Source organism: Anaerotalea alkaliphila (assembly GCF_010179735.1).
GTDB lineage: Bacteria > Bacillota > Clostridia > Lachnospirales > Vallitaleaceae > Anaerotalea > Anaerotalea alkaliphila.
Genome location: NZ_JAAEEH010000009.1, coordinates 1 through 12,534, shown reverse-complemented (window position 1 = coordinate 12,534; position 12,534 = coordinate 1). Strand labels below are relative to the sequence as shown.

9 protein-coding genes are annotated in these 12,534 nt (G+C 52.4%); all 9 read right to left on the bottom strand.

Going from position 1 to position 12,534, the window contains the following annotated elements:
- Positions 1 to 75: 75 nt before the first annotated feature.
- Positions 76 to 1,386, bottom strand: coding sequence for an ABC transporter substrate-binding protein (locus GXN74_RS04625; RefSeq protein ID WP_162369761.1), 1,311 nt, complete (start codon positions 1,384 to 1,386; stop codon positions 76 to 78).
- A 164-nt stretch (positions 1,387 to 1,550) separates the two neighbouring features.
- Positions 1,551 to 3,356 (bottom strand): cache domain-containing sensor histidine kinase, encoded by a 1,806-nt coding sequence (locus GXN74_RS04620; RefSeq protein WP_162369760.1) that lies wholly within the window; start codon positions 3,354 to 3,356, stop codon positions 1,551 to 1,553.
- Positions 3,328 to 4,860 carry a response regulator transcription factor gene (locus tag GXN74_RS04615; RefSeq protein WP_162369759.1) on the bottom strand — a complete coding sequence of 511 codons (1,533 nt, stop codon included), beginning with the start codon at positions 4,858 to 4,860 and terminating at the stop codon, positions 3,328 to 3,330. The genes GXN74_RS04620 and GXN74_RS04615 overlap by 29 nt, the downstream gene beginning before the upstream one ends.
- Positions 4,861 to 4,994: 134 nt before the next feature.
- Positions 4,995 to 6,281, bottom strand: coding sequence for a winged helix DNA-binding domain-containing protein (locus GXN74_RS04610; RefSeq protein ID WP_162369758.1), 1,287 nt, complete (start codon positions 6,279 to 6,281; stop codon positions 4,995 to 4,997).
- A gap of 247 nt (positions 6,282 to 6,528) precedes the next feature.
- Entirely contained in the window at positions 6,529 to 7,710 is a 1,182-nt protein-coding gene (locus tag GXN74_RS04605; RefSeq protein WP_162369757.1) for a Gfo/Idh/MocA family protein, read from the bottom strand.
- Between the two features lie 20 nt (positions 7,711 to 7,730).
- Complete coding sequence (locus GXN74_RS04600; protein ID WP_246208596.1) at positions 7,731 to 8,645, bottom strand: ABC transporter permease; 915 nt, start codon at positions 8,643 to 8,645, stop codon at positions 7,731 to 7,733.
- A gap of 40 nt (positions 8,646 to 8,685) precedes the next feature.
- Entirely contained in the window at positions 8,686 to 10,197 is a 1,512-nt protein-coding gene (locus GXN74_RS04595; RefSeq protein WP_162369755.1) for a sugar ABC transporter ATP-binding protein, read from the bottom strand.
- A 94-nt stretch (positions 10,198 to 10,291) separates the two neighbouring features.
- Complete coding sequence (locus tag GXN74_RS04590) at positions 10,292 to 11,446, bottom strand: substrate-binding domain-containing protein (RefSeq protein ID WP_162369754.1); 1,155 nt, start codon at positions 11,444 to 11,446, stop codon at positions 10,292 to 10,294.
- 26 nt (positions 11,447 to 11,472) lie between these two features.
- On the bottom strand, positions 11,473 to 12,282 hold the full coding sequence (locus tag GXN74_RS04585) for a sugar phosphate isomerase/epimerase family protein (RefSeq protein ID WP_162369753.1): 810 nt from the start codon (positions 12,280 to 12,282) through the stop codon (positions 11,473 to 11,475).
- Between the last annotated feature and the right edge of the window lie 252 nt (positions 12,283 to 12,534).

Here is a 12,534-nt window from a genome sequence, read left to right as displayed (position 1 = left end):
TTTTCCACGATAACTAACTCCTCTCCTAGTTGAAGAACCGCAGGGTGACATGGGTCTCCCTGCAGTCCGTTCGGATTATCTCAGCTGCATCTCCGCTTGTGCCTGCGCACTTGCCATCACTGTGTCCAGGTCTTCGCCTTTCAGGTATTTCTGCATTTCGACTTTCAGGATATCGTCTATCGCATAGGTGTGTATGCCATAGTTGACAGCGGGGATATCGGCCATCCAGCTGGTGAAGTCGCTGTAGATCTTCTGTCCGCCGAAGAAGTCGTCGCTTTGGTCAAATGCATCTCCTGCAATGCCCGGCTTGTATGTGCCGATGGCACCGACATCCGCAAGCAGCGTGTTGTAGAAGTCGACATTGCTGCCGAATGTATCCGCCAGGAATGCCGCGGCGGCTTCCTTGCCATCCTGGTTCAGTACGTACCAGGAGCTACCTCCCAGGTTGGATACATTGAGACCGCCTTCCGTTTGAAGACGCGGCAGGGACACCACGCGCCACTGTCCCGCTTGGGATGCTTCCGCCTTGACGCTCGGTGTGATCCAGTTGCCGGTAGGAACCGTCGCCACATCGCCGCTGTTGAAGGCAGCTACGAATTGGCTCCAGTCCGAATTCAGCTTGACGATATCCGCATCGAGCATGGCCTTGTAGACCCGGAAGATTTCTTTCAGGGCTTCGTTGTGCTCAAGGTTTGGCGTGCTTCCGTCTTCCTCGAAATACCATTGTCCGGCCGATTGGACCATCATGCGGACGAAGTTGAAATCATTGGGGTTCAGACTCAACATCTGCTTTCCTGTAGCTTCCTTGACCTGCTTGCCGATTGCGATGTATTCCTGCCACGTGACATTCGTCATGTCCCCAACAGTGAGGCCTGCCGCTTCGAGGTAGTCCACACGCACATACAGCCCCGTGACACCTGTATCGAAGGGAAGGCCATACACTTCACCGTCATGGCTGGTGGCTTCGATTTTGTAGTTTGCGAAATCGTCCGCGTCGATGTGGCCCGTCAAAGGATAAAATGCATCCGGGTAGGACTTCAGGAAACTCTGGGCCCGGTAGTCCTCGATCAGGACGATGTTGGGCAGACCTTTCGGCGTGCCTGACGACAGGGCCGTGTTAAGTCGTTGCACGATATCGCTCTGGGCGTTCTCCACGATTTCCAGATTGACGGCGATTTCTCCCTTATAGGCCTCCTCGGCGAGCTCAAGAGCCCGGATGTTGAAGTTCGGATCCCAAGCCCAGGCCGTCACGGTTGTACCCGCTCCCGTTCCGGCACCATCCCCTTTCGCGCTTCCAGCATCTGCGTTTGTCTCTGTTTTTTTTCCGCTGCATGCCGGGAGCAGCATTGTCAGCAGCAGAATGGCGATGAACAGTCTTTTCTTCATTTGCATACCTTCCCTTTCAAATCTGTTTGTCTTGTTGCTTTTGTTTATGCTTCAAGTATAGCACCGAAAAAAATAGACCAATAACACGTTTTTTAGGTGTTGGATTGGACTATTTTCATGGGTTTTATACAATTGTTGTGTTTTTTTTGGAACTTGTCGTTTTTTCAGGTTTTTTCAGGTTGGAATTGCTTCGGCTCAGCCTCCAGCAACGGCAGCGTGACCTTCACTTTTGTCCCCCGGCCTGGAGCGCTGTCGAACGCAACCCCATAACCATCGCCATACATCAGGGCGATGCGCTCCTGCACATTCCGGATGCCGATCCCTTTCAGCAACCCCTTCCTACCCTCCTGGGCATGCTGCGTCCAACCTTTTTCCATGTCCATGCCGTCTCCGTCATCCGCAACTTCACAGATGAGCTGCTGTTGCGTTCTATAGACCATGATCTGTATGTAGCCTGCTTTCTTCCTGTTGAAACCGTGAAAGAAAGCATTTTCAATCATGGGCTGCAGGAACAGTTTCGGCACGAGGCAGTTGCGGCACTGTTCGTCGATGAAGTAGTTGACTTGGATCCTGTCCCCATAACGCGCCTGGTTGATCAGCACGTAGTCCCTGGTGTAGCTGAGCTCCTTTTCCACGGTCACCGTTTCACTGATATCCCCCAGTGTATTCTGCAACAGACCTGTCAGCGCGTGTATGGTTTCGATGGCCTTGTCCGCATCCCCCTTGTCCACCATGAACTTGACCGTTGTCAATGTGTTGTAGAGGAAGTGGGGATTGATCTGGTGCTGGAGGGCCTGCAGCTCGGCTTCCTTCTGTTTCTTCTGGGATGCCACCACCACTTGGATGTACTGGTTCAGTTCCTCCAGCGTGTTGTTGAAGGCCCTGGCGATCTGCACCGACTCGTAGCCCCCTTCCTCCTTTAGCGGTTTCTTGAAATGGTGGCGTGTCAGTGTGTCGATCTGCTGCACCAGCCGGGTCAAAGGCAAGGTAATGTGTCTGGTTGTCAGCCAGGACAGGATGGTGGCGATGAGGACGATCCACGCGACAATCAGCACGAGCTCCTGCATGTTGACCAGCTGGCTTGCTATGCTCATCCGGTCGACCAGGTTGACGAGATAGATGTCGAGTACCGGAATGTACTCATAGAGAAGCTGGTACGGCTGCCCTTTCACTGTCGCAGCAGGCACGTTGCCGCTGGTTCCTGCCTCCCCCCCGAATATGGCTGCCGCTGCGGCATCCTCGTCCCCGATCCAGTCCGTCCGGTTGCTCGAGAGGATCTCTCCGTTCCGGTTCATCAGGAGCATGATGTTCTCCTCGCTGGTGTAGCCTTCATAGAAGCGCCGGATGTCGGATTCCCGGATGACAATGTAGATATAGGCGTAGATCCGTTCACTGGAACGCTCCTTGAACGCCTTCCCGGCAACAATCACCCGCTCGCCGCCGGCTTCGTCGGGACCGATGCTGGCATATTGGATCATCCCAGGGTTCAGGGACAGCTGTTTCGTGAAATCCAGCCCCTGCAGATAGCCGCTGGAGACGGGCCAGTAGGCATAGTTCATGTTGTACAGCGCTCCGTTTTCTCCCATGAGGACCAGATCGGCGGATTCCGGCTGAAGGCGCGCATGGATCTGCTCCAGTTCATTGACGACATCATAGAAAGCGCTGGCATGGAGCACCGAAGAGGCCTGTTCTTCGATGATCGCGCGCTTGATCCTCACATTGTTCTCCGTGCTGTAAATCGTGTCCAGGACCACATTGCTGTAATATTCGAAGCGTTCCTTGCTCTGGTTGACAATCCTCTCATTGGTGATGGTGAAGGTTTCCATGAAGTAGTCGATGGACAGCCTCAAGGTGCTGACAGTGATCAGGACCGCCACCAGAACGACACTGGAGAAGGTCACACCGAAGGCCTTCAAGAATATGCCGTTTCGATGGAACCATTCATTGATTCGACCAATGCTCCCTTTCATGCTTCTTCTCCTTGCGGTAGCGGCTTGGTGATAGGTGGTGCCTCCTTTTAAACACTTTGCAGAAGTAGCTGTGGTCCGGATAGCCGACCATGGCTCCCACTTCGGCGATGCTCCAGTCGCTTTCCCCCAGCAGTCGCTTGGCGTTCTCCATCCGGATGGTTGTCAGATACTCGTTGAACCCCTGGCCCATATGCTGGCTGAAATAGCTGGATAGATAGGAGGCGTTAAAATGGAAGTGCTTCGCCAGTTCGGTCAAGGATAGGGGATCCTGGTAGTGCGCCTCTATGTATGCCAGCAGCCTGTCGAAGTTCGACAGCGGCTCCTCGCCGGATTCGTTGATCTTGGCTATGGCCTCGCTGAAAAAGGTTCGGAAATGAAAATGCGCCTCCTCGAAGGTAGATGCATGGTTGATTGCGTCGAAATACTGGTACTTCTTCTGCTCTATCTTCTGGTTGTCCGGAACCATCGCGGACAGCGCCACGGTCATGTTGAAAACCAGATTGCCTAGAAAATTCTTCACCTCGACCTGCTCCAGCAGGCAGCTGCCCTTGATTTCGTCCAGATGGGCGTCAATGTGCTGCATGGCACTTTCCAGCTTCTTCTGCTTGAAAAGGACCAGGCAATAGTTCAGGTCGAAGGGCTTCGGCCGTCCCGTGGTTTCCGGAAGGGACTGGATCGTCAGGATTGGCGCATCCGACAGGTAGAAATAATGCTGCCTGAGCTTGAGGATGTCTTCCCGGTAGTGGATTCCGATCAGGTCCAGGTCCGTGAATGTCCGGCTGGCAAGGAGGGTCCTCCCGTCATTCTCCTGTTTCCGATGCTCGAGGTACCGGTGGATGTTTTCCATTGACCCGTTGGCCAGATACAGCATCCCTTCCTTCTCTGCAGCATCGTCGTCGATCTTGACCATGTCCAGGCCTGCGGTGTGCGCCGGTGCGGCCGTACCATCAGCTGCAAGCCAGGATGCATGGACCTCGATGAGTGCAAAAGAGTTGCCGGAAAAGCACTTTTTCAGGTTTTCGACATCCTGCCTCGAATAATGCCGATGCATGATTTTGCGGATCAGTGCTTCAGGGGACAATTCCTTCTGGGGGCCTCTTTCATCCGGGGTGTCAGGCTTCTTGGCGCAGGCTGACATCTTTAGGGTCTCAAGGAGGGAGGCCGCATTGAGATTCGGTTTCAGGATATAGTCGAGCACACCGCTCTTGAAGGTTTCCCTGACATAGTCGAAATCCGAGTAGCTGCTCAGCACGACGAATTCTATTTCTGGTGATTCCCGCTTCACTGTCTTGATGAGCTCGATGCCATCCATCACCGGCATGGCGATGTCGGTGATGATGATGTCCGGCTTCACTTCCGCAATCCTTTCCAATGCCTCCTGGCCGTTGGAAGCCTCTCCAACGATTTCGAATCCTTCTTCCTGCCAGTCGATATAATGCAGGATACCTTGCCGGATGAGCAGTTCGTCATCCACAATCAGTATCTTCTTCAAATGCTCTCCCATAGTCCCACCTCCCGGATTCTCATGGCCCAACCGCCCTTCCTGCCATAATACTAGCACATTGCCACCCCAACAGCAATGGAGGCGGGTTGCTGGAAACGCCATTTGTGCTGATGTCCCTAAGCAGAACCCAACTTTTACCGCTTCTTCAGCGGCGACTGATAACTGCCCGCGCTCATCTTGTTCAACGGAGCCATCTCAAAACACTGGACCACTTCAAAACCGCATTCCTCTTCCACGCTTTTCCCTGAAGCCAGGCTTTGCTTCAACCCATTTGACGCCGCCACAATGAACCGACCGACTGCAGCCGCCTTGCTTTCAATCATCGCAAGGGCATCCGCATCAGCATGTTCGAAGAGGTAGAAACACATTTGATTCCTGGGCCCACCCACGAAATCCCAAACGCCGGCAACCTTTCCGTTGACCAAAACGGTCGAGGTGGCATTGCCACTGGCGTCATAGACGAAACGAGCATGATTCGGATCCAAAAATCGCGTGCGGACTTTGTATCCCATCAGCAAAGAATCGAGCACCGGCAACAAATTAACCACAGGCTCATATTGGGTCGAAGCAGGCAAACCCGCAAGCAGCTGCTCATCCGGATGCGTCAGATGAAAAACGCCATCCAGCCCAGTCAACGACACTTCAACCACTTCAGCGTCAAGCGACTTCAATGCATCCCGCGTCGCACCCTTCGCAAAACCGGTCCACCAACAGATATCCGCTTCAGTTACCGGCCCAAAGGCTTGAACATACGCCAAAACGACCTGGCGTCTGGCATCGGCTTCATCGATGGTGCGAAGGTTGACATCCGGAAGATAGGTGGTGGTGGCGTAGTAGTTGTATAGGTTGCTTTTCCAGCTGGCAGTGGGTTCACCGCGGACGAGCAGACCCTGATCGCACATGCGATTGACCACCGCTGACACAAGAGGAGCCGCCTGCTCCGACAAGCCCAGGCCATTCTTCAGCGCTTTTGTCGAAAGACCGCCGCCACGACCAGCGGCCGCCGCCAATTGACAAAGGATATCCGCGACCATTGCGTCGTAGGTTTCTTCCGAAATGCCAAGGCTCTCCAAGTAGCGCACCGAAGGCATCTCCACTAGCCTTGAAGTCGCCGAAAACACAGTGCCGATCATGTCTGTAGGGAATATGTAGAGGGTTTGGCGTACGGATTTGATGCGCACAAGGGATTTGTCGCCATACAGCGCTTGATGGAGCATCGCCTTTTCAAAATTGGGCATGCGGGCGAAGAGCGAAAGATAGGACGTCTTAGGCAGCTGACCATGCAAGCCGCCGATCGCCTTCACCGTTTGGACCAAATCCTGAGATTGTGAAGACGGCGTCAAATGTTGTTTAAAAAGGCACAGCTGCCGGAGCATATCTAGAGACAGTGTCATCTTGTCGTTGCTTTTCTGATCTGGCATCGTTTCACCTCCTGATTCATGACACCCCCATTCAATCATACCATGATTCCAGGGATATAACCACCGATCCATCCCCACCTGCGCCCGCAGGGGGTGCGCATGGGAGGCCATGCGGCGGGTGAATTCTCGGTCAATATGCAGGACAGTCTGCTTGCATTCCAAATCAAGGAGAACGCGATGACAAAGAAGAGGCTGTCACATTAATGTGGCAGCCTCTTCCCTTCCATAAAAATATTTATATCCTATTTCAGTTCCTGGAACCAACCTTTTCCCATTGGTTGGTCTGAGCCGACTTGAGCACCGCAGCGCAAACCTTGTCCACCTGATATCCCGCAGAGAAGGATGTGGAGGGCTCGGACTGTTCAACAATCGCCTTGATGAATTCGTACGCTTCGATTGTCTTCAGTTCTCCGTATCCGATGTTCATTCCGGGAATGTTCCAAGTCACTTCGCCGTGGAAATGCGCAGGGCCTGTATAGATTGTCTTGAAGCCTCTTCTGTCATCCGCATCCTTGGCGAAGCAGACCTGGAGCTCGTTCAGCCTTTCATAGTTGAAGCTTATGGACCCTTCGCTTCCATGCACTTCCACTGTGATGAAATTGTTCCTTCCCCAGGCGTTCCTTGTAGCTTCGATACTGCCGACGGCACCATTCTTGAACTTGACAAGGAACAAATCCTCGTCGTCCACATCCACGGGCGCCTTTTTGGCGTCAGCCCCCAACTTGACTGTGCCAAGCAGGTCTACACCGCCTTCCTGCATGGGCCTTTCCTGTACATAGGTCTTTACTGTGGATACCACTTCGCTGATGTCCCCTGCCAGGAATTGGGAGATGTCAATGACATGGGAGGCGATGTCGCCTACGGTTCCCGCACCGGCTATGCTCTTCTGGAACCTCCAGGACAGCGGGGAGGATGGGTCGGCGCTCCAACTTTGCAGATAGGTCGCACGCACATTCATGATCGTTCCAATGGCCCCCTCATCAATGAACTTTTTCGCAAGTTCCAAGGCGGGAACTCTTCTATATTGGTATGCGCACATGCTCACAAGGCCTTTTTTCCTGGCTTCCTCTTCCGCTTTGACCATTGCCAGCGCATCCTCCGAGGTGCTGGAGATGGGCTTTTCACAAATCACATGCTTGCCTGCCTGCAATGCTGCGATTGCGATTTCCGCGTGACTGTTGTTGGGCGTGCAGATGTTGACCACGTCAATCTCCGGATCGTTCACAACGTCTTTCCAGTCAGTGCACCATTGCTGGAATCCGAACCTGTCCTTCGCCTGTTCCGCGATGTTCTTTTCAATGTCGCAAACGGTCTTGAATACGGGCATTGCAGGAGCCGGCCAGAAAAATTTGGGCATGTTTGAAAAAGCTACAGCATGGGCCTTTCCCATGAAACCTGCGCCAATGAGTCCGATATTGAGTTTTCTCATTCCATTGTCCTCCTAATATGTTATCTTTTTTTCTTCTGTGCAAAGTTGCTCAGTGCTACTGCAATGACAATGATCAGACCTTTCACAACCGTCTGTTGCGCCGTGGACAGTCCCGCAAGAATCAACGCATTGTTGATGATACCCATCAGTATCGAACCTGCCAGTGCGCCGATGACGGAACCTGTGCCGCCACCCATGGAGGCACCTCCCAAGACTACTGCGGCGATTACGGAAAGTTCATCCCCGTCTCCGAAGGAGAACCGCCCTGCCTGCATCCTAGCAGCATACAGGATGCCTGCAAAGGAGGCAAACATGCCTGACATGATGAACACCATCATCTTTACCCTGTTGGTCTTGATTCCACTGTAACCTGCAGACACCTCGTTGCCTCCTGTCGCCAGCACGTGCCGTCCAAAGGATGTTTTGTTGAAGATGTAGATTCCCACGATGTAAAGGACAATCGTCCACAGAATCAGGACCGAAATGCCTCCCAATGTACCGATTCCAAAAGTGTTGTTGAACGCAAAGTTCTTGATTGGCACCGCAGCCGTATTCGTAATCCACATGGCGCTGCCTCGGATGACAGACATCATTCCCATGGTCGCCAGGAAGGAGGGGAGGCCCCACTTTGTCACCAGGAAGCCGTTGACCGATCCCGCCAGCGCACCAAACGCCAGGCCACATACCAACGCCAGGATGATGGAATTGGTCCTCTCAAGAACCAATGCGGCAATCATTGCCGTCATGGCCGCCACAGCCCCGACGGTCAGGTCGATTTGGCCGGATGCGATTACAAATGTTCCAGCAATGGCCATGATGGAGATCATCGCCGTTTGCCGCAGGATATTCATGATGTTCCTACTGTCCACGAATCCCTTGTCCGCCAAGGTGGCGGAGAAAAGGGCAAACACGACCAGAAAAACAATGTATACCATAAATTTGTTCCATTGTATCGTTTTCAGTGAAATCTTCATATTATTCCCCGCTTTCTTGAACCGCATGTTCCAATTCCTCTTCTTCCTTTATGTCCTTGCGGGGTATTACGCCAGTAATCCTTCCGTCAAAAAGGGTGATGATCCGATCGCATACCGCCAGCATCTCTGTAAATTCGGAAGAAACCAAAATGACACCATTGCCTTGATCCGCAAACTTACGAATGATATGAATAATTTCAGACTTTGCTCCAATGTCGACACCTGCGGTTGGCTCATCCAGCATCATGATTTTCGGATTTGTGTTCAGCCATTTTGAAATAACGACTTTCTGTTGATTTCCTCCAGACAACAGTCCAATTCTCTTGTTGATGCTGCTGGTTACGATGTTGAACTTCTCCACGTCCCTATTCACGATTTCATTGATGGCTTTATCATCGATTGTTGGCGTTTTCCCCTTCACAACCTGCTGTACGATGGGGAGGATGGCGTTGTCCCGGACGGAATGCTCCAGAACCAGCCCCTGCTTCCTTCTGTCCTCAGGCACCAGTGCGAATCCCGCTTGGACCGCCTCCCATGGATGGCGGCAATCCACCTTACGCCCATCCAGCCATACGGTACCGCCCTTCTTGGTGCGTATGGCGAAAAGGGTCTCTAGGATTTCTGTGCGTCCACTTCCCATCAGGCCTGCAAGCCCAAGGATTTCCCCCTTTTTTACGGAAAACGATATGTCCTTGATTTTTTCATCGACCTTCAGATGTTCCAGACGGAGCAAATCCTCGCCCTCGGCATCATAGGCTCTTTCTACCCACTCGAACTTCTTCTGGGAGGATTTTCCGCCCACCATGTAGAAGATGATTTTCTCCAAATCCATGTTTTCAATGGCATCCGATACAATCAGTTCCCCATCCCTAAGGATGGTGATGGCGTCTGCGATGTCCAGGATCTCATTCATCCTGTGGGAAATGTAGACCATGGAGACGCCTTTTTCCTTCAGTTCCCGGATGATTTTGAACAGATGTGCCGTTTCAGAAGTAGACAGGGAGGCCGTAGGCTCATCCAAAACAAGGATCCTTGCGTTCTTGGAAATCGCTTTGGCGATTTCGATCATCTGGCTCATGCCTACGCTCAGCTGGTTTACAGGCGTAGTGGGATCCACATCCAGTCCCAGCTCCTCCAGCACCTCTCTTGCCCTGCGGTTCATCGCCTCCACATCACGGAATATGCCTTTTTTAAGTTCTTCTCCAAGAAAAATGTTTTCCGCAACCGTCATGGTCTGCACCAGGGAAAGCTCCTGGAAGATCATTGCTATTCCGGCCTTTTTGGCGTCCATGGGATCATCAATCTGCTGCACTTGACCTTCAATCAGAATTTCGCCTTCATCCAGGGTGTAGACGCCCGTCATGATTTTCATGAGGGTGGATTTGCCGGCTCCGTTTCCGCCTACCAGCGCGTGTACTTCCCCTTTTTTCAAGGCAAAATGGACATCCTTCAACACCGCTGCCGCACCAAAACTCTTTTTGATGTTGTTCATTTCCAATAGAACTTGGCTCATAAAAACCACTCTTCCTTTTGATATCGTCTGCAGCGGTGGATGGCGTCATCCACCGCCGCAGACCAGATGCAATTTGCTGCAACCCTGCATTCAATCAGTTTTTAGCCTCCACAAGCCAGCTCGGTGCGCTTACTTTATACACGTCCTCATACGCTTCCAGAATGTTGCTCTGGTCGACGCGCTTGGCAGGAACCGCCACATAGGGAGGAGCCTCTTTCCCAAGTAGTGCGTAGGCAGCCAATGTGGCTTCCGCCACACCCTGGTCATAGGGCAATTGGGCGCCGACGCCCAGGACGCTGCCGGCAGCGATTTCCTTGGCGATATTGTTCCCCAAGTCGATTGTGCTGATTTTGACATCATTCATTCCCGCAGCTCTCAAGGAGGAAAGCACACCTTCCGCAGGCACATCCCAGTGGGCGAAAATCGCATCGATTGTGGGGTTCTGCGTAATCATGGCGTCCGCTACGTTGCTGGCTTCGTTCGTGTCTTGGAAGGGCATCCTGGAAACGATTTCAATGTCGGGATATTTCTCAGCCATCGTCCTATCGAACGCCTCCAGCCTTTGATTTGTGACAAAGAAGTCAACATCGAAATAGACGACACCGATTCTGCCTTTTCCACCCAGCGCTTCCCCAATCAGGTCTGCCGCAATGATGCCATTCCCATAGTTGTCCGCCGATACGGCGCTCACATAGTTCTTGCCCGCCTCGAATCCGTTGGGAACATTGTCCATGAACACCAGCTTCACGCCTGCGTCCGCCACCCTCTGGAACGCATCGGCCGTTGCCGTGGGGTCTGTGGGGATGCTGACCATGATGTCGGGTTTCAGCGCCATCAATGTTTCCAGGTCGGAAACCTGGCGTTCCGGTGCGAAGTTGGCGTCCGTCACGCCCACCACTTCGATGCCCAGCTTTTCGAACGTATCCTTGAGTCCCTGCAGCTGGGATGCGGACCAGTCGTTTCCGCCATAATGGAAGCTGATGGCCGCTTTGTAGTTGCCGGCCTTGATCTGCTCGATTTCTTCATCGGTCAAACCCAAGGTTTCCGCGGATACCGCCGTCTCGCCGTTGGGTCCCAAGCTTTTTATTTCTCCGTCCTCCGCCGCAGTCGAACCCGCACTTCCCGAGGTTTCCGTCTGTTGGCCGGCGCCGTTTGTTGTGTCCACCGGCGTTTCCGGCTGTTCCGTACCGCAAGCCGCAAGTCCCAATACCATAACCGCTACAATTAAAATGCTCACTATTTTCTTCATGATTCCACCCCTTTTGATATGCTAGTTTATAATAGTTCCTGCAAAAATTGGTAGGATGTTTCACATGCCTCTGACGGGCTTCCTGAATAGCCATCGATTTCGACCAGCCAATCACCTGTATAGTTTTTTTCTTTCAAGTGTTGGATTATCCCTTTCAAATCCACGATTCCTTTTCCTAAGGGAACGAATTCCTTGCCGTTCCAGTCTTTCAGATGCACATACCGAATCCGGTCGCTGTAGGCTTTTACCAACTCCAATGCATCTCCTCCGCCAGCCTGCAGGTGTGCCACGTCCGGGCAAAAGGCGATGTCCGTCAGTGCGAACAGCTTGTGGATCTGTTCCGGATTTTCTGCCATGGAACCCAGATGCGGATGGTAGCTGGCTACGAGACCATGTTTTTCTATGATGCCCCTCGCCTTCTCCAACCCCTTTGCCAGCAGTTCGTAATCCGATTCCCGGATGCCTGTGCCGCGGACGGCTCCACCACCAAGCACGACGTGCGTGGCTCCAAATGCCGACGCCAGTTTGGAAACCTTGTCGATCCGGTACAATTCGTCTTCCAGGCAGTCCTGGTAGATGAATCCTGCCCCAATGTAGACGCCCAGCAGTTCCGCGTTGTGTTTTTCCAGGATTTTTCTAAATTTTTCTGGATTTTCCTCGTAGCTGCTGATGTTTCCGTCAAACATCTCCACCGCATGGAATCCTTTCGACGTTATTTCGGAAATCGCCTCTTCGTCATCGCACACAGTGACATATCTGACATCCTTGATGTTGGTTACCCCACCTCCGCTGCCCACCAAGGCACCAAACGCATTGGTCATATAGCCTAATTTCATGGGAAATCTCCTTTCTAAACCATTTGCTGATTGTTCATGCCAAATTTGCGCAAATTTGTTTATGAGTGAATTTTAACACCAGCTATTGCTAATGTCAAGTGCTTTTACATCAATTTCAATATGCTTCTGATTCACATATGATAATGTCCTATTGTAACGCAAATGATTATGTCCCACTTCCGGTCATGGTGTACAATGAACCTCATGCGACAAAATACAATACATCGAGGTGGCCGCTATCAGAAAGGTAGA